Annotated in this window: 16 protein-coding genes and 2 pseudogenes; 5 read left to right on the forward strand and 13 right to left on the reverse strand. The window is 35.6% G+C overall.

Annotated features, from left to right (window positions below; genetic code table 11):
• The first annotated feature begins 62 nt into the window (after positions 1-62).
• From QWY91_RS18685 to QWY91_RS18700, 4 genes are all read left to right on the forward strand, one after another.
• A complete protein-coding gene (locus QWY91_RS18685) occupies positions 63-2,321 on the forward strand; it encodes a nitric-oxide reductase large subunit (protein ID WP_290237011.1) in 2,259 nt (752 codons plus the stop codon).
• 81 nt (positions 2,322-2,402) lie between these two features.
• A complete protein-coding gene (locus tag QWY91_RS18690; protein ID WP_290237012.1) occupies positions 2,403-3,626 on the forward strand; it encodes a hypothetical protein in 1,224 nt (407 codons plus the stop codon).
• A gap of 46 nt (positions 3,627-3,672) precedes the next feature.
• The gene (locus tag QWY91_RS18695; RefSeq protein WP_249601812.1) at positions 3,673-4,269 is read left to right on the forward strand and encodes a Crp/Fnr family transcriptional regulator; all 597 of its coding nucleotides are present in this window, start codon (positions 3,673-3,675) and stop codon (positions 4,267-4,269) included.
• Between the two features lie 828 nt (positions 4,270-5,097).
• Entirely contained in the window at positions 5,098-5,742 is a 645-nt protein-coding gene (locus QWY91_RS18700) for a tetratricopeptide repeat protein (protein WP_290237013.1), read from the forward strand.
• Between the two features lie 364 nt (positions 5,743-6,106).
• Here the strand turns inward: QWY91_RS18700 and QWY91_RS18705 are convergent, their stop codons facing one another.
• The 6 genes from QWY91_RS18705 to QWY91_RS18730 all read right to left on the reverse strand — a co-directional run bounded on the left by QWY91_RS18705 (position 6,107) and on the right by QWY91_RS18730 (position 14,283).
• Positions 6,107-6,862, reverse strand: a complete 756-nt coding sequence (locus tag QWY91_RS18705) for a LytR/AlgR family response regulator transcription factor (protein ID WP_290237014.1) — start codon at positions 6,860-6,862, stop codon at positions 6,107-6,109.
• Between the two features lie 204 nt (positions 6,863-7,066).
• Positions 7,067-7,441, reverse strand: a complete 375-nt coding sequence (locus QWY91_RS18710) for a DoxX family protein (protein ID WP_290237015.1) — start codon at positions 7,439-7,441, stop codon at positions 7,067-7,069.
• A 55-nt stretch (positions 7,442-7,496) separates the two neighbouring features.
• Positions 7,497-8,594, reverse strand: coding sequence for a sensor histidine kinase (locus QWY91_RS18715; protein ID WP_290237016.1), 1,098 nt, complete (start codon positions 8,592-8,594; stop codon positions 7,497-7,499).
• Positions 8,595-9,998: an efflux transporter outer membrane subunit gene (locus tag QWY91_RS18720; protein WP_290237017.1), complete on the reverse strand. Its 1,404-nt coding sequence runs from the start codon at positions 9,996-9,998 to the stop codon at positions 8,595-8,597. It lies immediately after the preceding gene.
• Positions 9,999-10,001: 3 nt separating this feature from the next.
• Entirely contained in the window at positions 10,002-13,130 is a 3,129-nt protein-coding gene (locus tag QWY91_RS18725) for an efflux RND transporter permease subunit (RefSeq protein WP_290237018.1), read from the reverse strand.
• 13 nt (positions 13,131-13,143) lie between these two features.
• Entirely contained in the window at positions 13,144-14,283 is a 1,140-nt protein-coding gene (locus tag QWY91_RS18730) for an efflux RND transporter periplasmic adaptor subunit (RefSeq protein WP_290237019.1), read from the reverse strand.
• Positions 14,284-15,486: 1,203 nt separating this feature from the next.
• Between QWY91_RS18730 and QWY91_RS18735 the strand changes: the two are divergent.
• Positions 15,487-16,898: pseudogene (locus QWY91_RS18735) on the forward strand (alkaline phosphatase).
• Between the two features lie 205 nt (positions 16,899-17,103).
• Here QWY91_RS18735 and QWY91_RS18740 read toward each other — a convergent pair.
• From QWY91_RS18740 to QWY91_RS18765, 7 genes and pseudogenes are all read right to left on the reverse strand, one after another.
• Positions 17,104-17,913, reverse strand: a complete 810-nt coding sequence (locus tag QWY91_RS18740; protein WP_290237020.1) for a hypothetical protein — start codon at positions 17,911-17,913, stop codon at positions 17,104-17,106.
• A gap of 52 nt (positions 17,914-17,965) precedes the next feature.
• A complete protein-coding gene (locus tag QWY91_RS18745) occupies positions 17,966-19,159 on the reverse strand; it encodes a GTP-binding protein (protein ID WP_290237021.1) in 1,194 nt (397 codons plus the stop codon).
• 97 nt (positions 19,160-19,256) lie between these two features.
• Positions 19,257-19,667, reverse strand: a complete 411-nt coding sequence (locus QWY91_RS18750; RefSeq protein ID WP_290237022.1) for a Fur family transcriptional regulator — start codon at positions 19,665-19,667, stop codon at positions 19,257-19,259.
• Between the two features lie 131 nt (positions 19,668-19,798).
• Positions 19,799-20,950 carry a hypothetical protein gene (locus tag QWY91_RS18755; RefSeq protein ID WP_290237023.1) on the reverse strand — a complete coding sequence of 384 codons (1,152 nt, stop codon included), beginning with the start codon at positions 20,948-20,950 and terminating at the stop codon, positions 19,799-19,801.
• Between the two features lie 437 nt (positions 20,951-21,387).
• A pseudogene (locus QWY91_RS19410) lies at positions 21,388-21,608 on the reverse strand (transposase); the annotation flags it as partial.
• A 28-nt stretch (positions 21,609-21,636) separates the two neighbouring features.
• Positions 21,637-22,440 carry a class D beta-lactamase gene (gene blaOXA, locus QWY91_RS18760; protein WP_290237024.1) on the reverse strand — a complete coding sequence of 268 codons (804 nt, stop codon included), beginning with the start codon at positions 22,438-22,440 and terminating at the stop codon, positions 21,637-21,639.
• Positions 22,441-22,830: 390 nt separating this feature from the next.
• A complete protein-coding gene (locus QWY91_RS18765) occupies positions 22,831-23,370 on the reverse strand; it encodes a glutathione peroxidase (protein WP_290237025.1) in 540 nt (179 codons plus the stop codon).
• Positions 23,371-23,392 lie beyond the last annotated feature (22 nt).

Here is a 23,392-nt window from a genome sequence, read left to right on the forward strand (position 1 = left end):
CACTTATTAAATACCTAATCTGAAGCAAAACTTTTGGTTTTGTCTCTTTTTAAACTTTTTATATGACTAAAGAGAAAAAATTGTGGCTCACCTTTATTTTGGTGATGATTGCATCTTTCGCAGTTTTGGGCTATTACGGCTTTAAAATTTATCAGGAAGCGCCTCCGCTACCAAATAAAATTGTAACTACTGATGGAGAAAAAATTTTTGATGGACAAGAAATTAAAGATGGGCAGAATGTCTGGCAAAGTATAGGCGGGCAGGAAGTAGGATCAATATGGGGTCATGGTGCTTATACCGCTCCAGATTGGACGGCAGATTGGCTTCACCGGGAAGCATTATTTTTTTTAAATCATTGGGCTAGAGAAGATTTTGGCAATGCTTATGATCAGTTAGGGGAAGAGCAGCAGGCTGCACTGCAAAAGCGCTTACAACTAGAAATAAGGAAAAACACCTATGACGAAAAAAATAGGACGATTACTATTTCTCCTTTAAGAGCCAAAGCAATTGCATTTTTAAGCGATTATTATGCGGGGCTATTTATGGGAAATCCTGATTTGGATGAATTAAGATCGGATTACGCGATCCCAAAATATTCTATAAAAGACCAGGATAAAATGTATAAAATGAATGCCTTTTTCTTTTGGGCATCCTGGGCTGCAATTACAGAACGCCCAGATAGTGAAGTAACCTATACCCATAATTGGCCGGCAGATGATTTAATTGGGAATAAAGCTACGGGCGATTTAATAATCTGGACGGGATTCAGTATCATTTTATTACTTTTTGGAGTGGGGGTGATGATCTTTCATCATGCACGTCTTAAGGAAGAAGAAACTCCAGAAATACCCAAAGAAGATCCGCTAATGCGGCAAAATATTACCTCATCGATGTATGCTGTAAAAAAATATATGTGGGTAGTGAGTTTATTGATTCTTATTCAGGTAAGTTTTGGAGTGATTACCGCACATTATGGGGTAGAAGGCGATGCTTTTTATGGTCTTGACCTGGCTGATATTTTACCTTATTCCATTTCCCGAACCTGGCACGTACAGCTGGGGATTTTATGGATCGCAACCGCATGGCTTGCCACGGGACTGTATATAGCCCCCGCAGTTTCTGGGAAAGACCCTAAATTCCAGGTTTTTGGAGTTAATTTCTTATTTATCTGCCTGCTTATTATTGTACTGGGGTCTATGGCAGGACAATGGATGGGAATTATGCAGAAACTGGGGCTAGTAGAAAACTTTTGGTTTGGCCACCAGGGTTATGAGTATGTAGATTTGGGACGTTTTTGGCAGATATTTTTATTTGTGGGCCTTTTTGTGTGGCTTGCGCTTATGGTGAGACCATTAATACCGGTCTTAAGAAGAAAAACTTCAGAAAAAAATCTACTTATTATGTTTCTGGTATCTTCTGCCGCTATTGCTTTATTTTATGGTGCAGGGCTTATGTGGGGTAGACAAACCAATCTGTCAATTGCAGAATATTGGCGGTGGTGGGTGGTTCACCTTTGGGTAGAAGGCTTTTTTGAGGTTTTTGCTACGGTCGTCTCGACATTTCTATTTGTAAGATTAGGATTGTTACGGACAAAAACTGCAACTTTAAGTGTGTTGCTAGCTACTATTATTTTTCTTTCTGGTGGGATTATAGGTACTTTTCACCACCTCTATTTTAGCGGGACTCCAACTGCGGTAATGGCGCTGGGTGCTACCTTTAGTGCGTTAGAAGTAGTTCCGCTGGTACTTATTGGTTACGAGGTTTATGAAAATTATAAATTAAGCCGCGCCACCCGGTGGATTAAAGATTATAAATGGCCTATTTACTGCTTAATTGCTGTAGCATTCTGGAATTTTCTGGGAGCAGGAATATTTGGATTTGTGATTAATCCGCCAATTGCTTTATATTATATGCAAGGTTTAAATACCACGGCCGTCCATGCTCATACCGCTTTATTTGGAGTTTATGGAATGCTGGGAATTGGTTTGATGCTTTTTGTGTTGCGCAGCCTTTACCGTTTCCAGATATGGAATGATAAATTACTTCGTTTTTCGTTTTGGAGTATTAATATAGGTTTATTGCTGATGGTTGTATTAAGTGTGCTCCCAATTGGGCTTTTACAAACTGTAGCCAGTGTAAACCACGGGATGTGGTATGCAAGGTCGGCAGAATTTATGCAACAACCAGAAATGGCTGTTCTTAAATGGTTAAGAGTGATAGGAGATACTATTTTTGCCATAGGCTTAGTAACTTTTGTTTGCTTTGTATTTAGTCTTAAAAAGGATAAAAATATTCCTGATAATAAAAGCAGGCTGGAATAATGATTATAATAAAAAAATTTGAATTCAATTCTTGTTGAAATCACAAGAATTGAATTCAGGTTTTTTTGGATATTTTAGAGAATGCTTCAATTAAAGAAACATATAAATATTGCACTACTTTACTTTTTGATGGTTGGAGCTATGGGGGTCTTGCTTCGGCTTTTTTATGTAACGCCTGTATTAGTAAATTATCGATATATCGTTCATGCACATTCTCACGTAGCCTTACTGGGTTGGGTATATTTGGCGATATCGACCATTATTTACAGAATGTATTTTTCAGAAAAAGTAGTAGATAAAGCTTATCAAAAGATATTTCTGCTAACCAATATGAGCATTTTAGGAATGATGTTTTCCTTTCCCTTCCAGGGCTATGCTTTATTTTCTATTATTTTTTCAACACTTTTTCTAATTGCTTCTTATTTGCTGGCATGGTTTTTTTTAAAAAAGGTTCCCTCTAATTTTAAAAAAAGCTGTTCCTACTGGTGTGTTAAGGCCGCACTCTGCTATATGGTTTTGTCGAGTCTTGGTCCTTGGGCTGTTGGTGGGATAATGGGTACTCTGGGTAAATCCTCGATATGGTATAAATTAGCGATCTATTTTTATTTGCATTTTCAATATAACGGATGGTTTATCCTGGCGCTGATTGGAGTACTATTTTTTATTGCAGAAAGGGTTAAAATCGATATTCCCAAACAAAAATTTTTTCGTTTTTTCTGGTTAATAAATGCAGGTATTGTTTTCAGTTTTTTCTTATCGGTTTTATGGCTGAAACCTCCTGCTATATTTTACTGGCTTGCTGCACTTGGCGCAATGTTACAAGTGGCCGCTTTTTTTGAGTTTTTTTACATAATTAAAAAGATATGGAAATACCTCCAAGATCAACTTACCGTCATAAGCGCTTTATTATTGAAGATAAGCGCAGGATGTTTAAGCATAAAAATTTTACTTCAGTTATTTAGTGCATTGCCTTTTTTCGCTGAATTATCCTTTAAGTATACCGATTTTGTGATCGGATATTTACACTGGACCTTCTTGGGTGTTATAAGCTTAGCACTATTCGGTTTTTTAAATCATTTCAATTTTATAAAAATAAATCGCGGGCAATTTTGGTTGTATGTTACCGGTTTTATATTATCGGAAGGTTTAATTTTTTATAAAGGTGTATTCTTATGGATGAGATGGGGCTTACTTAACAATTATTTTGAGATACTGGTTGGGATTAGCGCGCTGATTCCTGTTTCTATAGGGGTTATTTTATTTCAGAATTTAAAAAGAAAAGCGACTGGAGATAATGAAAAATGAGATGTGATTTTATACTAAAACAAGTTATTTTTATAAAAACTAAAAAATGATCGAAACAGGGATACTTTTAGAATTTGGTGCTCAAAAATGCGAATATAATAAAGGGGATCGGTTATTTGGAGAAGGCGAGATGGCCCAAAATTACTACCAGGTGATCTCCGGTGAAATTAAAATGAATAATTATAATTTAGACGGAAAAGAATTTATACAAGGAATTTTTAAAGACGGGCAAAGTTTTGGGGAACCCCCTTTATTTGCAGATGTAAAATATCCTGCTAATGCTGAAGCTATTGTAAATTCTATAGTTTTCAAATTGTCAAAAAAACATTTTCTCGATTTACTTGCTAGAAACCCGGAAATTCATCTTAAAATAACCCAGACACTAGCTAAAAGACTTTTTTACAAAGCGATTATGGTTTCAGAAATTTCTAGCCAAGAGCCAGAGCATCGTATTTTAAGAATTCTTGATTATTTTAAAAACCATGTTCATAAAAAGGAAGTTCCCTTCAGTTTTAAAGTAAATCTAACCCGCCAGCAAATTGCTGACTTGACAGGTTTACGTGTAGAAACGGTGATCCGGGCCATGAAGTCATTAGAGAAAAAAGGAGAACTTAAAATTATTTCGAGAAAGGTTTATCGATAAAATGGAAATTGGATAATATGATATGCTTGTAAAATACAATGAACGCTATTAAATTTATTAGAAGGTATTTAAATTTAAAAAAAGCGTGCGTATCTATTAGCTTAGTAACATTCTTTACAAAAACTACGGAATTATCAAGCGATGTCCTTTTGCTTAATATTACTCGTCAGTTAAGGGTATGGAAATATCTCCCATGAAATTCATCTTTTCCAAATTCTAATAATCTAAAAAAGATGTCTTTAAGGGGATGTAACTGAAATTTGATAGTATTATCATTTATTTCATCTTTTATATAAAACCAAAAGGAAATTTCAGCAAATCAGTTTTTAACCAAACACAATGTCGACTTGAATTTTCACTATGCCAAAAGTATTGATAAAGAATTTGGTGATTTTGGAGTTGGAGCTAAAGAAATTTTTGAATCAATAAAAAGTTTTAAAAAAACGATCAAAATCTTTGGCTGCTCATCTATAAGAAACGAAACTATCATCTAAGGGGCAAAAAGAGTCAATAGAAACCAGTATGGGGCATAAATTAATTATATCCGAGTAAAAGTAGCAACTTCATAAAATTCCTTACTAAAAAAGTGGAACAACAATTTTATCAATTTAAAAATGTAGCACAGGTCTTAGAAAAATTGTTCGCCCTTTTTTGCATCTCTACCGCAATGATGATTTACTGTGGATTCATTGTGAATATTTTAATCTTCATAATTAATTTTGAAGATTAAAATGTTTCTTGATCTTCCAGGATATTATTAATAAAATTTATTTTTCTCTCTTTCAAGTATAAATATTCAAGTTAAAGGATTCATCTCGTTTGGTTCGAATGCTTAGTGCCAAATATGTATCAGTTTTTGGAGGCGATTCTACCAAAAAAGCATTTAAAAAAGCGCATACCGAATATTTAAATTTCTTAGAGATGAATGCCGATTTTTCAGGTGGACAAGAAGAGATAGCAGAATACGAGTATCTAAAAAATAATCCAAAGAAGGCTATTAAAGCCTATGAAACCGCTTTAGCCTTTGATGATTATAACAATAATGCACCTTTAAATCTTGCTTATTTATACTATCAACAAAACGATATAAAAAGAGCAGCTAGATTATACGATAAAGTGATTAAACAAGAGCCCGATAATAGTTACCCGTATTATATGTTAGGTTTGCTGTTTAATGAATTAGGAAAAGACAAGGCTTCGTTAAATTACTTAAAACAAGCGAGTGAGCGAGAACCCTTTAATTTTAGAGCTTATTACAATTACGCCCTAAAATTGCAACAAAAGCAGCAATTTTCAGAATCAATAAAAGTGATTGAAAAGGCTTTAAAAAAACTGCCAAATAATTCCGAATTATTGTATGTAAAGTTAATTGGATTGATGAAATTGAATAAAGTAAACGAAGCCGAAAAAGTTTGTAGCCAATTAATAACGCTAAATCCCGGCAACCAAAACTTTCAGCAAATTTTAGTCTAAATTCAAAATAGCAAGCAGTAATTAAAAGGGGTATATTAATTTGTTAAACAGCCAGTATACCTGCCAAAAGCTTTAAATCCTCTATTAATTGGTTCGAGTTTTGTACCATCGGGGTCACAACAAGAGGTGCTTTAATAGTATCTCTTTTTTATTTATCGTCTATTTTATTAAGGAATTTAGACCTTATTCCTTTTAAACTATCAATTATTAGTCTTTTATAAACGGTTCGATTTTTCTAGTGAGGTAAGATGATTGGATTCGAACCTATTCAAGGTGTATGATATTAAACACTTCAAATTATATATATTTTTATTTTTGGAAGACTTTTACCCTTATTTTATCGAAGTTAAAATTAATTTCAGCGTTATCTGTCCAACCACAATTTAAACTGCGGCATTTTAATGCGGCTAACAATTACTTCCTTATCACGGCTTCTTTTTAAGATGACCTTTGCTTTTTCATTAAAATATTTTTGGATATTTTCAATGCTGTTGATGTTTAGAATAAACTGCCTGTTAACACGAAAGAAATACTGCGGGTCTAGTTGGTCTTCCAATTCTTCCAGATTGTAAGGAACAGCGATAGCAGTGCCGTCAAGAAGTTTAAAATAGACATTCTTATTTTCCAGAAAAACAAAATCAATATCCTTCACAGGAATTATCTTATAGTTTTCGCGATAATGTAGCAAGAAACGGGTTTTATATTCTTTCTGCTGTGTTTGCAGCATGGTCAAAATACCGTTTATGTCCTCCGCGGAGGTCAATAAGCGAGATTTAAATACCTTGTCTAAAGCCTCTTCCAATTCTTCTTTCATAATAGGCTTTAACAGATAAGCTGCACCATAAACCTTAAATGCCTGCAGGGCATACTCATCGTAAGCCGTAGTGAAAATCACGGGAGATTGAATGTGTATCTGGTTATAAATTTCAAATGATAATCCATCTTCCAAGCGAATATCCATAAAAATAACATCAGGATGTTGATGGGTATTCAGCCATTCCACACTTTCCTGGATGCTTGGCAATACTGCCAGCAGCGTGATTGTAGGGTCATAATTTTGGACTAGCCCTCTTAGCAGGTCTGCATTGTACTGTTCGTCTTCTATGATCAGGTAGTTCATAACGGATGGATGCATGAAATCGTTAAGGATGAATGGTACTTACTTGTCCAGTTTCACCATCTTGTTGCGTAGTATAATGTTTGAATAATCCATTAAGCTCCAATGTTTGTTGAGTTGAGAAGTATTTTTTTACCATTATTTATAGTTTAATAATTCCGAATCTTCATTAACACTAATTTTCAATTTTGAATTAACAAAACTTATTTATGCTTTATCAATTGAATATTTTCCAGCTCCTGCTAGAAATAGCACAACAAAGGTTATAAAAAACAATAAAGCATGTTCTTTAGTTGCTAAATCATCTTTAGCATGTACTACAAATGCAGCAACAAACATAGTAATGGCAGCCGGGATTGCAGCCCATTTTGTTTTAAAACCTATAATCAACATAATCGGAGCGACAACCTCTCCAATAAGTGCCAAAATTAAGGATAGTGTAGCACCAACACCTATGATGTTACCAAAATCGGAAGGGTTTGATAACATACTTATTTTTGGAATTCCGTGAGTAAGCATGAAGCCACCAAAACCAACTCTTAATATTAAAAGTGCTAAATCGTTAAAGTTTTTTTTCATCATTATAAAATTTATTTAGTTTTTCTTACAAGGTTAATACTTATTGTTTTCCACAATACTAAAGGCTTAACAAAGGTAATTGTACTTCAAAACTCGTATGTGTTTTCCTGATTTCTGGTATTTTCCCTTGCAGCAATTGATATCTTTCTTTGATATTTTTTAAACCCATTCCAGTGCTTTTATAGTCTATATTGATCGGCTGAAGGTTATTTTTCACGATAATTGATGCATCCTGGTCGCTCTCAATAGTTAAATACAAAGGTTGCTTTGCCGTAGCAATATTGTGCTTAATGGCATTTTCCAGGAGCAGTTGTAAAGTTACCGGCGGTATCCCTTTGCGTTTATCCGCTTCATTGATATTTATGTTCAGGAACATTGTTTTTCCGTGGCGTATCTTAATCAAGTGGAAATACATTTCGACAAACTTCAACTCTTCCTCTAAAGCAATGATATCTTTTTTTCCGGTCGTTAAAATATAACGGTATACCCTGGAAAGGTTTGAAAGAAATTCCTGAGCATCCTTCGGATTGGTTTCAATCAATTGTGTGAGGATGCTGAAGTTATTAAATAAAAAGTGCGGGTCGAGTTGTAATTTCAGTATCTCCAGTTGCGACTGTAAAGCATTTTCTTTTAGTTGATGAGCGTGAAGCTCAAGTTTTTTACTTTCAATTACTTTAGCTTTCCAATTTTCAAAAAAGAAATAAGAATGGTAAAAACTATTTACAAAGGCAGCTATGATCATATTGACGACAAGATATTGCCTAAGTTCCAGGTCAGGGTTGGATTCTGATGTTTCGGGCCAAAAGATCGCATAAACAAAACTTTCAACATATAGCAAAAAAAACATTGCACCTATGACTACTAGGGTCGTGGCAAAAAAGTGCACTAAAATGTTGTCCCGCAAAATGAGGTGTTTATTTGCATAACGCGAAAGCAAATCAACAACCCCAAAAAGAACAGCATAGATAACCACACCAACCAGAATAGTCGTAAGAATTTCTATCCACTTTGCTTCCGTGTAAAAGTCCCACCAACTGCTTTTGGGGTTTAAAAGGTATTGTATAAGGTTAGCCAGACCTAATGAAACCAGCACTGCACTCCAGTGGAAAAAAGGTTTCCACTGCTGATGAACCAGAGATGATGCCCTCTCCTTCATTTAATTACCTCCTAAAGATTTGTATAAAGCAATGTAAGCATTTATTTCTTTCTGCATCGTCGCCGTATGTGCCAATTCCGTCTGCAAATAGCTTTGTTGTATGGTCAGGACTTCCAGATAATTAGCTTCTCCATATTTATAAAGAATCTGAGCATCTGTAATGGCCTGGTCCAATGCAGCTTTTCTGTTATTAACCTCTATCATTTGTTCTTTAATCCTTTTGATATTGCTCATAGCGGTACTTACTTCCTCTACGGCATTTATCACTGATTTCCTGAATTCGTGTACCGCTGCTTCTCGTTGATGCAATGCCTGCTCATAAGACGACCTTATGCTTCTTTTATTAAAAATAGGCTGGGTTAACCCTGCCGTGGCGGTTCCAAATAGGGAAGTGGGAATAGAAAACCAATTGCTTGCTTTGATGGCATTTAGCCCACCTTGTGCTGTAATTTTCAGGCTTGGGTAAAAATCTGCTTTGGTAATACCCACTCTTGCATTGGCAGCCTGCAATACTAATTCCTGTTGTTTTACATCTGGTCGGTTTTGTAATATATCGGTCGGAACCCCCGTCACTAATGGGGCCAAAAATGCTGCTTTGGTCAAAGAATCTAAACGCTCTACTATAGCCGGGTAACTTCCAGCCAACGCTTGCAAAGCATTTTCCTGTGCTTTTATGCTGGCTTTTATTTCAGGGATCAACGCACGGGTTTCTGCCAGTTGTGCTTCAGATTGTCGGATCGCCAAAGAGCTTATATCTCCTACCTGATATTGCACTTGCAAGATGTTCAATGTTTCCTGCATACTTTTTTCTACTTCCTGCGTGATGCGCAGTTGCTTGTCCAGGCCAAGCAAGTTATAATAAGCCTGAGCCGTTTGTGCAATTAGTTGTACACGTAAAGCTCTTCGGTTTTCAGCCTGACCTAAATAGTTGGCTAAGGCTTCCTCTCGCTGTCTTTTTAATTTTCCCCAAAAATCGAGATCCCAAGACAATGAGGGAGCCAGGTTATATTCTTCAAATATGGAACTTCCAGCGAACGAACCCGTCATACTATTTTTTGAAAGCCGTTGAACACCCGCACTAATTTGCAGATTGACTTCGGGAAGGTAATTGAGTTTTACGTTCTTTAAAACTGCTTCTGTAGCTAATAAATTTTCGGCAGCTATCAATAAATCAGGATTGTTTTCCAGGACATTATCTAATAAATCAATCAACTTATCATCATTAAAAAACTCCTTATAAGAAGGGATTTCTATTATGCTGCTATCAATTTCTGAAAGTGCTTCATCATAAGTATCCGGAATATTCAGTTTTGGACGCTGGTAATCCTGAGTTATTTTACAAGACTGGACCAATACCATTAGAACTAGACCTGTAGAGATATTTTTTATCATTGAATTCTTCATCGGTTATGCGTTTTGGTTACCGGAAATTTTCTCCTGTAAGCTTTGGAAAATCATGTACAAAACAGGAACTATCAATACGCCGAGAAGAACCCCGCTTACCATTCCTCCGGCAGCACTGATACTGATGGATTTATTGCCGATTGCCGTTCCTCCTTTGGCAAACATTAGCGGTATCAATCCCACAACAAAAGCTAATGAGGTCATCAAAATAGGGCGTAGGCGCATTTTGGCTCCCGCAATTCCAGCATCGAAAATGGACAGTCCTGCCTTGCGTTGTTGCAGGGCAAATTCCACAATCAGAATGGCATTTTTGGCTAATAAGCCCATCAGCATAATCAGCGCGATCTGCACGTAAATATTATTGTCGAGCCCCGCAAAACCGGTCGCGATAAAAACGCCCAGCACTCCAGTAGGAAGCGACAGTATCACAGGCAGTGGCAACAGGTAACTTTCATATTGACCCGCAAGCAGGAAGTAAATAAAGAGGATACTCAAACTGAAAATGAAAATCATTTGAGAGCCTGACTTTTTTTCCTGTAAGCTTAGTCCGTTGTACTCATATCCATAACCCTTTGGCAATTCTTGGTTAAGAACTTCATCTACAGCATTCATTATTTTTCCTGTACTGGCATCACCTGCGGAATTCACATTTACCGATATACTGTTGTAGAGATTATAGCGGCTGATGTTCTGTGGGCCAAATACTTTTTTAAGTGTTATCAAAGTGGAAATCGGCACCATTTGATTCAGGTTATTTCGAACCATAATATTTGCCAGAGAAGTTTCGTCTCTCCTGTAATCGGCTTCAGAACGTACGTTTACCCGGTAAAGCCTTCCAAAGCGTATAAAATCGGTTGTTTGTGAACCCGTCAAATACAGTTGCAAAGCATCCATTACTTCTTTAGGAGTTAATCCCAGTTGCTGTGCTTTGTCTTCATCAAGTTTTACCTCATATTGCGGATAATCGCTGCGAAAACTGGTAAATGCGGTACTAATTTCAGGACGCTTGTTTAAGGCATCAATGACTTTTCTGCTTACCTTTTCAAAATCTATGATATCACCGGAAGTTCTATCCTGCAAAACAAACTCTACACCACCTGTCGTTCCGAAGCCTTCGACCGCAGGATTACGGAAGACCATTAGTTCGCCCTTTATTTTATTTTTCAGTGAAGACTCAATTTTATGCATCACCTTATTGATGTCTGATACTGCACCCCGGTCTTCTGGTTTTTTAAGGGTAATAAAGCCCATTGCGGAATTGGGAGAGGCCCCTGATGAAAACATACTAAAACCAGAAACGGTACTGACACTTTTTACTTCCGGTAATGCTGAAATGATTTTTGTAGCCTTTTCCATTTCTGCCGTAATAAACTGCAGGTTCGCACCAGTTTGCAGGTTCACCGCAAAGCTCAGATTGTTATCATCTTCTGCAGGAATAAATCCTTTTTGTGCATTGTTCATCAAAAAGAAGGCTACGAAAGAAACCAATGATAATGCTCCTATGGCAATAACTTTTTTCATTCCTAAAAACCTTACTGCCCTTATATATTTATCTGTGAGCCGCTCAAAACTGGCATTGAATGCATCAGAGAAGCGCTGGGTAAATTTCTTTTTTTCTCCCCCTTCTTCGTTATGATGATTTCTTAATAATAAAGCACACAGGGCCGGACTCAGGGTAAGGGCATTTACGGCAGAAATCAATATGGCAATAACTAAGGTATAAGAGAACTGCCTGTAGAATATACCGGCAGGTCCTTCCATAAACCCTACCGGCAAAAATACGGCTGCATTGACTAGTGTGATGGAAATAATGGCTCCGCTGATTTCGCTCATAGCTGAAATTGTGGCATTTTTTGCCGATTCCCCGGTTTGCTGCATCTTGGCGTGTACCGCTTCAACAACCACAATGGCGTCGTCCACTACGATACCGATAGCCAGTACCAGGGCGAACAGCGTCAATACATTAACCGAAAACCCGATGAGATAGATGAAAAAGAAGGTACCAATAATGGACACCGGAACCGCTATGGCAGGGATAATGGTGGAGCGGAAGTCCTGAAGAAAAACCAATACCACAATGAATACCAGGAGGAAGGCTTCTATTAGCGTGGATTTCATCTGAGAAACAGACGTGTCTAAGCGATCTTTCATATTTTGGATAAGATCGTATTTGATACCATCAGGAGCATTATTTTGAAAACGATCCAATGATTTTTTTACTTCAACGGCAATGTTATTGGCATTGGAGCCACTGGCCTGAATAACAGCAAATACAATAGAAGGCATTCCATCGGTATAGGTATCACTCGAATAATTAGATAGTCCAAACTCAATACGGGCAATATCTCCCAAACGTAAAACAGCACCATCGGTTTTTGAACGGAGAATGATCTTTTCAAATTCTTCAGGCGTATTGAGTTTGCCTTTATAACGCAAGGTGTATTGTAACGAAGCGTCACTTTCTTCGCCCAGAGTTCCCGGTGAGGCTTCAAAACTATATTGCTGTATGGCAGTTTCCACATCAGCAGGAACTAAGCCATAAGACGATAACTTGACGGGGTTAAGCCAAATACGCACCGAATATTCTTTGGAACCAAATAAGCTCACATTACCCACACCAGGAATACGTTTTAACTCGGGAACAAGGTTTATTTCTGCATAATTGGAAAGAAAACCCTCATCATATTTTTCGGGCTTTTCGCTGTTGACATTCACAATCATCAAATAGCTTGACTGCTGTTTGGTGGTTGTTAGGCCAAGACGGATTACTTCCTGTGGTAGTTGAGCATTAATTTGTGCCACTCGATTTTGTACGTTGACGGCAGCCTGATCGGGATCGACGCCTTGTTTGAAAATAATGGTCGTAGAGAAGCTTCCGTCGTTTGCGGCACTGGAGGTCATATACTGCATATTTTCCACCCCATTAATGGCTTGCTCTAAAGGCGTAATAACCGAGCGAATGACACTTTCAGCGTTAGCCCCTGGGTATGTGCCTGATACGAATACCGTAGGCGGTGCGATATCGGGAAACTGGGTCATTGGAATGCGCATTAACCCCAAAATTCCTAAAAGCACCAGGATGATTGAGATCACTGTAGCGAGTACAGGTCTTTTTATAATCTTGTTTAACATTTTTTACCGGATCTTAGGGGTTGGTTTTTGGAGTTATGGTGGCATTTTCAGGAACTGATGCCAGTTCATTGGCGATAATTCGGTTGCCGGGATTAAAGCCAGATTTTACAATATAAAAATCCCCTGATTTCACATAATCCTTCAAGGCTACACGTTGCATTTGGTTAGATTTGTCCAGTAGGCCTACCATAAGTTTGTCCTGTAATTCATAGGTTGCCAGAAGCGGAATCTTATAAACGTTGTGTTCTGTTGTTTTTAAAACAATCCTTCCTGTATTTCCGGTTCTTAACAAGCCCTCCGGATTGAGAAATGAGGCACGAAGCATCACGGAACCTGTGGTCGGATCGAATTGTCCGTCCATCATATCTATTTTACCCTGATGCTTGTAAAGGCTTCCATCTGCGAGTAACAGGCTTACATCCTGAAAACTTTTCAGTTTCTCTAGTAAGTTTTCACCCGAACGATTGGCATTGATTTTCAGGATTTCATTTTCTGGAAGCGAGAAATAGGCATAGATTTCGCTCACCTGCGAAAGGGTGGTCAGCGGCTGGGTGTCATTAGGCCCTACAAGAGCTCCCTGACGGTTGGGAATACGACCTATATAACCACTTACCGGGGCTTTCACTACTGTAAATCCAAGATTAACATCAGCAGAAGCGACCAGGGCCTGCTGTTGATTGACGGCTGCTTTAGCATTTTCATAAGTGGCTTTAGCCTTTTGATATTGAAAATCGGCGACCACCTTGTTTTCGCTAAGGATTTTATATTTGTCTAGTTCAAGTTGTGCGGATTCCAATTGCGATTTTGCCATAGACAAAGCGGCCAACGCGTTATTTTTTTGTTCGCGATATACACTTGCGTTGATATGAAATAAAGTTTGCCCTTGGTTTACGTAAGCCCCTTCGTCCACTAAGATCTTATCAATATAACCACTGATCTGTGGGCGGATTTGGATGTTATCTTTTCCCTGTAAACTTGCCGGGAATGATTTCTCAATGACGGCATCAGAGGGCTGTAGGGTTATTAGCTCTGCCTGCATTGCTTCAGCTTGTTGTTCTGGTTCACTGTTGGAGTTTTTACAGCTTTGAATGAAAAATAGCACTGTTAACAACCAAAGCAGCATATTTTGTTTTTTATGCGTTAAGCACTTCATTTGCTTTTTTTTGACGATTATCCACGCCAAAACTAGAGTCCTTTCCTGGTTATATTGGGCGTAATCTTATTGAAGTGCGGAAATTGAAAACTGAAATGCAGATATTGGGAAGTAAGCTTTTCTTTTTGAATTACTTTTCTAAGTATTTAACTTTTAAAAAAACGAAAATATTATTTTAAATTCATTGAAATTATTTCGGAGGAAAATAGTTTACTATCTTTATCAAGACGAATCAAATGAATTCAATTTTAAAGTTCACAGATCGTCAACATGAAAAATAGACACTAGCATTTATGGGGCTTTACAGACAGCGGTGAATCCTGCCGAGGTCACTTTTGAAGAAGATAAATGATTACAAAACCACGCAAATCCTAGGAATTGTGTGGTTTTTTTAGTTTTGTCTATTTTCAAAGAATATAATATTCGCAAATCCAATACATTTATTTTAGATTCCAGGAGTTATATTGAAACTAAGCCAATCTCCAATCCTCTCTGTATGCGGCTATATTTGCAGGGCCTTATCTCATTAGAGATGTTAAAAGAAAAATGAAATATAAGGTATTTCATTTATTAATCTTTATCCTGTATGGCCGCACCTTATTAATATATTGCACAACATTTATCTGTAGCACATTTACAATTTTTCAGATTATAAAAATGAAGAGCGATCAGGATGACGGTAGGTAAACAAATAAACCACTCTTTTAGGTATTCGGTTTGAAGTGATTCATCCATGATGGTGAGGGATAAATATCCAATTTTTCCACAGTGCAATTTTAATCCAGTATCTATTTGCATTTTGAATGCGTGAATTATTGCTGTAAAAGAGATAATTAAAAACAAATAATCTATAACTCCCACTAAGCAGTTTTCCCTTTAAAACTCGTAAAATAATGGGCTTTAAGTGTAAGTTAGAATGGAGCAGCTATGCGATGTATCAAGCAAAAACTACTGGATATTATTTCAATTCACCTTTAATTTTTAGAACCATGTTTTAGGCGATTTCATTCAAAAAGTGCGCTAAAATAATGATTCGTTTTCCTTAATGAAAAATGGTCGCAATATGCTTATGCACATTAGATTATGGAAAAATATTATTTGAGCTAAGAATTTTTAGATAATAACGAACAAATCTAATTTAACCTCTAGTTAATATAAACTAGTAAAAAACAGATTATATTTAACGCAACTAAAATGCGTTAAATGAAAAGAAGAGATTTTTTTAAAAACAGTAGCTTTTTTGCTTTTGGAAGCCTTATAAGCCAATTTCATCCAGATATTTTGATGAAAGGCGAAAATAATTTCAATTCTAAAAAGGCAAAGAATGTCATATTCATGGTAAGTGACGGGATGAGTACGGGTACTATGAAGATGGCAGATAGGCTTTTGCAAATTAAGAATGGAAAAGGAAGTTACTGGTTAGATTTATATCGTGAGGAAAAAATAAGTAGGGCCTTAATGGATACAGCTTCTGCGGACTCGTTGGTAACTGATTCTGCTGCGGGGAGCTCGTCATGGGGTGGTGGAAAGCGAGTGCCTAATGGATCATTAAATATTTCGGCAAATGGTGAAGAACACTTGCCGATTCTTCAGAAATTTAAGAAATCTGGAAAAAAAGTAGGTTGCGTGACTACGGTACCGATTACTCATGCTACGCCAGCAGGTTTTTCTGTGATGCAAAAGGAGCGTGGAGATCAAGAGGCTATCGCTTTAAAATATCTTGATCTGGAATTTGATGTGATGATGGGTGGAGGTAACGAATATTTTTCTTCAGATAGAAGAGCAGACGGAAAGAATGTTTACGCAAGTTTTAAACAGAAAGACTTTTCTGTTTTTAGAAATCGGAAAGATTTAATCGAATCGAAATCAGAACAAAAATCCTTGGAGTTTTTGCTGATGGCGGACTACCATATGCATTGGATAGATCGAATGATCATGAATTAGAAAAATCAACCCCAACGTTAGCTGAAATGTCTAAATATGCAATCAGGCATCTTTCTCAAAAAAATGAAGCAGGTTTTGTTTTACAGATTGAAGGCGGGAAAGTTGATTGGGCTGCACATGCTAATGATGCAGCAGCTTTACTTTACGATCAAATTGCATTTGATGAAGCAATTAAAGAAGTTATGGATTTTGCTGAAGCAGATGGTGAAACTTTGGTAATTATTACAACAGACCACGGAAACGCCAATCCCGGTCTTATTAAAAGTCACGAAGTGGATAAAAATTTCAGCCATTTGCAAAATTTCACACATACTAATGATTGGTTGCTTCAGCAAATTAAAAGAAGTGCGAATTCTTTTTCATCCATTCGTGAAATTGTAGCTAATGCCAATGGAGATAAGACGATTACTGAAGAAGAAGCCAAAGTATTACTGAATTATTACAATAAGAATAACGGTGGCTTATATAATACAGGGAATCTGCCTTACGTTCCGATTGCTGAAATGCAAAAGAAGTACACTTCTATAGGATGGATAAGTATGGATCACTCTGGAGATTATGTAGAGTAGGCAGCTTTTGGACCTGGAAGCGACCAGCTCAAACCTTTCGTTAAAAATTATGAACTTCATGATTTTATGCTACAATCTGCTGAAGTTGAAGATAACTTTTGATCTTAACGAAGAGTATATCAAGATTTTATTATCATGAGTATTATATCTTGATATACTAACTGAAAAGATTTTAATGAAAAATTTAAAAAGTAGAAGGGTTTCTTGAAATACTTTACTTTTCATTTAAAAATAACCGGCGAAGGTGGTCGAGTAATAATCACAAAACCAACCATATATATAACTTCACCGGCATTTTAAAGATGATTTACTTTAATACTACGCTTCTAGCAACGTCGTTATATTCCCCTTCAATAGGTTGATTATTTTGGTCAAAAAGCTGAAGTCTAATATGAACCTCACCTTTAGATAATCCCTTTATAATATAAGGTTGCCATTTAGTGATTTCAAAAGTTGAATCATTAATTGTTGCTTTTACATAATTGCCATCTTCAGCAAGGGAAGTATTCAATAAGAAGAAATCGAGTAATACATTTTTAGTGTCTTCTCCAACATATTCTCCTTTAGGTCGGCTATAAATTAATGTAGGTTTATTGAAATCTACCTTAGATCTTGTATCAGGATTATCACCAATTTTGATTGTCTTAGTAATAAATGATTGGTCGTTTTTTACCGATTCGTGATAAGATCTGCTTAAAAAGGCTACAATATGGTGGGTGCCATCAGATAAATCTTTAGAGAATTCAGTTTCGTAATGAGCAGAATATGGATCGTTATCTACAATAAAATGAATATGTTGTCCTTTGTTGGAATTCGCAAGTTTGGAAGTTATTTCATTCTTTGATGTCTGTACTCCTAGTTGATAATTTTCAACTTCAAATTTAAATGCAATATTATTCTTACTGAATTGATTGTTTTCGGGAAAAGTAAGTTTTAAACCTGAATCCTTATATGCCGGGGATTCTTCTAAAGGTTCAATACTTATTTGCTGTTCTGCATTATTCTTAGATAATTCTTCAGTTTTATCCTTTTCCTTTTCTTCTTTTTGCTCATTCTTACAAGACGAAAAGCTAATTAGAGCTAATGCGGCATATATTGTTAAGATTCTATATTTCATATCTAGATTTTATTTTGCTATTTAATGATAACCTTGTACTGTGTTATTTGATTTAAACGGGCCAGCAATCATGAAGTTGAAGATTGCCTAACTGCCATGCTTCTAATTCATCTTCACTAAGAATACAAGATTTTAAACTATCTTCTAATTCGCTTTTATCGTATTTTATTCCGATAAAAACCAATTCATTTTTACGATCACCAAAATCGGTATCCCAATCTTGTTCTATAGTGTCCTGATTTTCCATAAATGCAGGATGATCGATAAGCTCAGTAAATGGCATGGATGCCCACCAAACACCTGCAGGGTCGGCCTTAAATGATCCTCCGGCGCTGCTCCAAATCAATGCCTGTTCGGGACGGGATGCTAACCAAAATAAACCTTTACTTCTTATAATTCCTTGCGGAAAATTATGCATTAAGAACTGAAACAAGCGCTCTGGATGGAAGGGGAGGTGTTGCTTAAAAGTTAGTGACGTGATCCCATATTCTTCAGTTTCTGGAATATGTTCATTTTCCAGTTCTTTTATCCATCCAGCAGAAGCTTCGGCTTTTTCAAAATCAAAGCTTCCAGTATTGATTACCTCATTATAATCAATTTCAGCGTTTTTCGCTTGTATTATTTTAGCGTCTGGATTTAGTGCTTTTACGAAGGTTTTAATACGCTGCAATTCTTCAGCGGTGACTAAGTCTATCTTATTAATAAGAATGACATTCGCAAATTCTATTTGGTCGGTTAGTAAATTAACTATGCTTCTTTGGTCTTCCTCATCGCTGGCTAATTGACGATCTCTTAAAAGAGAAGCGCTAGAAAAATCGTTTAAAAAGTTGAATGCATCGACTACAGTGAGCATACAATCTATATAACTAATATTTTTTAAATTGAAATGACCTAATTCATCTTCAAAACTAAATGTTTGGGCTACTGGAATAGGTTCAGAAATACCTGTACTTTCTATGATTAAATAGTCAAACCTACCATCTCCAGCCAGACGTTCTACTTCGATCATTAGATCTTCCCGAAGTGTACAGCAGATACAACCATTACTCATCTCAACTAACTTTTCTTCCGTTTTAGAAAGTGTATGCTGATTTTCGACAAGTTGAGCATCGATATTAATTTCGCTCATATCGTTTACGATTACGGCGAGCTTCATTCCTTCACGATTGTGAAGTAAATGGTTTAAAAGTGTCGTTTTTCCTGCTCCTAAAAATCCGCTAAGTACTGTAACCGGGAGTTTTTTCATACTATTTGGTGTAATGTATACCAAATGTATAAAAGATTTTTAATTAAAGCAATTAAGTTGCATTAATATTATTTTGAACTTATTTTACTATTGAAGTTTAAGTGTTCTTAGTCACGCAAGTTTTGCAGATGCCAATTAGCAATAGTTGTGTTTCTTTAATTTTGTAATCTTTAAGTCTAGGAACGTCTAAGGTTTCTGGTAGGCACTCTACATTTCCGCAGTTTTCACATTGAAAATGCAAATGATTATGAATATGCTGTACTGGCTCTTCTTTACAATCTTTGCATAGTGCATAGTATGATTTTCCATTTTGTCCTGTAACAAAATGAATTTTACCGGCATCTATAAAACGATCTAACATTCGGTAGACCGTAGTTTTATTAATATTTGCTTCTATTTGTTCTTTTATTTCGTCTGCAGTAAGTGTTTTCTTTGCTCTTTGTAAAAGGTCTAATACTGCTTGTTGATGTTTAGTATTTCTAGTTTTCTTCTCTTCAACAGTGCCCATTTTCTTGAAATTTATAATGTAAAATTAAGCTTTATATTAATCAAAAAAAAGTCCTGATAGATCATCTACTGAGTATAAAAACAAAAGCAGGCATATTGCCTGCTTTTGTTTAAAATTATAGAAATGAACTTTTAATGCTGGTGACCATCATCATTCACCTCGGTCATCACTAAAATTAGCTCCGCTTCAAAAGTAAAACTTGTTGTTGTTTGCGCTTCTATCTTTATTATATATTCGCCTTCAGTTAAGCTATGGTTATGTGCAACGCTAACTTTTCCTGTTTCAGCATCTATAGAAATTACTCCTTCTGAATTGTCAAAATTATTTCCATCTTTTTCTATGGAAAGTATGGAAAAAGATTCTTTATATTTTTCAGGATAAATTTGCGGAGCAGCAGATTGATAGTTTTGGTGTAAACCTATATGCAACCTATTGGTTGATATGGTTAAATCAAGATCGGGATAATACATTCCGTATAGAAATTTTATTTCGGGAATAAATCTCACACGAAATTGTCTTCTGGCCAGTGTAAATCCATCACGTTCTAAAGAAGAAATTAAATCATAAGTCCATTCTGCTTTTTGTTCCGGATCTCCTGGATTTTCCGCAAAGGTAATTACATTTTCATTAAGTAAGACTTTTTGATCGGGTCTACCATTCTGGTGTAAATTCCATTGTGTGTTTTCTAAATTTAAATCTTCCGCAGAAATGTGAAATGCTGTTGAAGCTGCATCACTGTACATTTGATAGGAAAAAGGAATATCAAGATCGTTATCCAACTCTTCAATCTGAAGGGAAGCAGTACGTATTTTAATATAAAATGTTTTACTAACTGGTAAATATGTTTCTGCATTTGCCGTTAGTGTAATAATATAGGCTTCTGGCAATCTACTACCGTTAATAGAAGAACTAAATTTATTAGGATATAACTGCTGACTATCCATAATTAATTCGTTAGCAGTAGAATCAATATAAATTCCTTGCGGAAGAACATCTTGCAAGGTTTTTTCAGTAGTAATGGCAATATTTTCATTCTCAAATTTTAGTTCAAAATGTACATTTTGAGATTGATATTCTTCAGGTAATGAACCTCTGAAATTACTACCATAGGTTAATTTGATGGTATCTGGAATCTGCAATGGCGCGAGATAGCCTACTGGATCTAATTTTTCAGGCTCATCTTTTTTGGAGTTATCTACCATGAAGTCATCATCGCTATCACAAGCGAAAAACAATAGCATACCTGCCAGCAGGAAAATGCTTTTTAAATAAAATTTAGTCATCGGATATTTTTTTGCAAGAATAGTTTTTCTTAATCATAAACGCAACAAAAATGCAATAATAAATGCAATTTTGTTGCGTTTAAAACATAGTAGCTTCAATGTAAGTTTTATGTAATTTTACAGGATAGGAAAGTGAATTATTATAAATCGCTTATAATCAAAATGTGGGGTTGTAATGTTAGTTTAAATCTAGCAGTAATTACGAAACCATCAAATGGAGCGTAAATATCCCGAAAATCAGGATCATTTAGATTTCCAGTAAATCCACTATCAAAATGGTTTTGGCGTGTATCAAGAATGTTTTCAAAAATTAGGAATTAAAAGGAAAATATTGCCTAGTTTTTTCTCCGTCATTACCCCAAGTATCCAATAGGGTTGGACAGTGCAACCATCGTCAGCTTCTGTGTGCTGTAGTATTAGCTTTCCAGTCCTATTCAAATGACTGAACTCTTTCGCAATAGGATTTTATCGCGCATAATCATCTGCACATTCTTCATATTATTGCGTATTACAGTTAATAAATGTTAGTCCCTGATCAAATAGTAATGTAATCAGTTTCTTAGAGATGTAGTCTTAATCAGCCTAAAGACTGCCAAATATTTTCTTTTAAAAATGATCTTTTTTGATTGGGGGGGCGGTCATCGATATTGATTTGGGTATTATGAAATCCATACCGTCAATTGGCTTTATCTAATATATTCTAAAGCTTCGAGTGTAATATTCTTTCTTGCCTTTAGAAATGATGCATTGTCCGTATTTTCGATAGGTTCTATATTAGTAGCAAAAATATAAGTATCCTCTTCAGATTTAAGATAACCTACAAACCAACCGTTATTATTTCCATTTCTAATCGATAGTCCAGTTTTTCCGTAAAACTCGTATTCGTCATTTTCTTCAATAATTGCTATTCGTTTTAGAATCTGTTCAGTTCTTTTCGAAATTTGCAATTCTGAATTAATAAACCGTTTTAAAAAATCTATCTGCTGAAACTGAGTGATATTTGATTCTCCTTCTAGCCAGAAAAGATCCAAGTTTACTGAATTAACATCCATATCTCCGAATTGTAATTTGTTGAGATATCCATTCATTCTTTTTTCACCAATTTTGTTAGCAATTTCTTGATAACAAGGGACGCAAGAATATTGAAATGCATCTCTCAATATTAAATCTTGCTCCCATATTTTATAAGCTCTCTTTTCACCATTCCATTTGAAAAGTGTACTATCATTTTCTACAACATTAGTTTCTAAAGCTATGATAGAATGTGGAATTTTATAAGTTGAAGCAGGTAAACGCCCAATTTTGGCCCAGTCAAAATTATTTGAATAGAATAAATCTTTTTTTAGGTCGTAAATTAGAATAGAACCTTTTACATTATTTGAGTCAATTATAGATTGAAATTCGGTTTTAAATATTTCTTGGGATTTATTTTCTTTACGCGCGAATAGGAGACTTAAAGCTAATACCGTAAAAAATGGTGCTATTTTCATTTCTTAATTATATTATAAATAGGTGCGAAAATAGGATTTCAAGTCATTCTTTTTAGATAAATAATCGTTTATTCCCATAACCTTTCGCTTGACGCATTTAATTTATTTAGTAGTCAAAAAGAAAAATTATCCACCGATCATTCAAAAAAAAAACATTGATTTTTGCCGATTATGATATGATGAATAGGTGGAGCAGCTCCGGTAATATGTGGCTTCCCTGATATTATTTCTGTTCGTTGAAAAAGATATTCGTGAATTGAACTTATTTCACAAATCTTAATGAAAGTATATTTTAATTAGGGTGGGTAATTTTTGGTAATTTGAATTCTGCTGAGTGCTTTTGAAAGACAGCCATATTTAAAAAGTAAAATATGATTTTAAGGAGAATTTCTACTCACTGATCCAGTTGATAACTTCAGGATCATTTGGAAGTTTGTTTGACTCCAATACAGCCACTAATTTTCCATTCTCATCGATTAAATATTTTTGAAAATTCCATTTTACTTCAGAATCTTTAAATCCGTTTTTCTTCTTTTGTGTTAGGAATTTATATAGTGGATGCATGTCTTTTCCTTTGACAGTAATCTTCGACATCATCGGAAAATCTACTCCATAATTTTGCTGACAAAATTCTTCGATTTCTTCATTACTTCCAGGTTCTTGATTACCAAAATCATTAGAAGGGAAACCAATAATCACAAAATCATCAAACTTATATTGTTCGTACAATTTCTGTAGAGAAGCGTACTGCGGAGTGAAACCACATTTACTAGCGGTATTTACTATCATTACTTTTTTACCTTTTAAAGAGCTAAGATCAAATTCTTTTCCGCTAATATCTTCTACCTGGTAATCATAAATTACTTGTTCATTTTGAGCTATAACAAGATTACCTAAAACCATTGCCATTAATATGAATATTTTTCGCATCTCTAAATTTTATTTTAAATCT

It is taken from the genome of Zunongwangia endophytica (assembly GCF_030409505.1).
In the GTDB taxonomy this organism is placed as follows: Bacteria; Bacteroidota; Bacteroidia; order Flavobacteriales; family Flavobacteriaceae; genus Zunongwangia; species Zunongwangia endophytica.

What these genes read in the sequence shown, in the direction of transcription:
- QWY91_RS18695 (WP_249601812.1), top strand. Translation starts at nt 3,673, where the DNA reads ATGATCGAAACAGGGATACTTTTAGAATTTGGTGCTCAAAAATGCGAA.
- QWY91_RS18740 (WP_290237020.1), bottom strand. Translation starts at nt 17,913, where the DNA reads ATGAAATATAGAATCTTAACAATATATGCCGCATTAGCTCTAATTAGC.
- QWY91_RS18745 (WP_290237021.1), bottom strand. Translation starts at nt 19,159, where the DNA reads ATGAAAAAACTCCCGGTTACAGTACTTAGCGGATTTTTAGGAGCAGGA.
- QWY91_RS18700 (WP_290237013.1), top strand. Translation starts at nt 5,098, where the DNA reads ATGCTTAGTGCCAAATATGTATCAGTTTTTGGAGGCGATTCTACCAAA.
- QWY91_RS18715 (WP_290237016.1), bottom strand. Translation starts at nt 8,594, where the DNA reads ATGAAGGAGAGGGCATCATCTCTGGTTCATCAGCAGTGGAAACCTTTT.
- QWY91_RS18730 (WP_290237019.1), bottom strand. Translation starts at nt 14,283, where the DNA reads ATGAAGTGCTTAACGCATAAAAAACAAAATATGCTGCTTTGGTTGTTA.
- QWY91_RS18765 (WP_290237025.1), bottom strand. Translation starts at nt 23,370, where the DNA reads ATGCGAAAAATATTCATATTAATGGCAATGGTTTTAGGTAATCTTGTT.
- QWY91_RS18690 (WP_290237012.1), top strand. Translation starts at nt 2,403, where the DNA reads ATGCTTCAATTAAAGAAACATATAAATATTGCACTACTTTACTTTTTG.
- QWY91_RS18725 (WP_290237018.1), bottom strand. Translation starts at nt 13,130, where the DNA reads ATGTTAAACAAGATTATAAAAAGACCTGTACTCGCTACAGTGATCTCA.
- blaOXA (WP_290237024.1), bottom strand. Translation starts at nt 22,440, where the DNA reads ATGAAAATAGCACCATTTTTTACGGTATTAGCTTTAAGTCTCCTATTC.
- QWY91_RS18720 (WP_290237017.1), bottom strand. Translation starts at nt 9,998, where the DNA reads ATGAAGAATTCAATGATAAAAAATATCTCTACAGGTCTAGTTCTAATG.
- QWY91_RS18750 (WP_290237022.1), bottom strand. Translation starts at nt 19,667, where the DNA reads ATGGGCACTGTTGAAGAGAAGAAAACTAGAAATACTAAACATCAACAA.
- QWY91_RS18685 (WP_290237011.1), top strand. Translation starts at nt 63, where the DNA reads ATGACTAAAGAGAAAAAATTGTGGCTCACCTTTATTTTGGTGATGATT.
- QWY91_RS18710 (WP_290237015.1), bottom strand. Translation starts at nt 7,441, where the DNA reads ATGATGAAAAAAAACTTTAACGATTTAGCACTTTTAATATTAAGAGTT.
- QWY91_RS18755 (WP_290237023.1), bottom strand. Translation starts at nt 20,950, where the DNA reads ATGACTAAATTTTATTTAAAAAGCATTTTCCTGCTGGCAGGTATGCTA.
- QWY91_RS18705 (WP_290237014.1), bottom strand. Translation starts at nt 6,862, where the DNA reads ATGAACTACCTGATCATAGAAGACGAACAGTACAATGCAGACCTGCTA.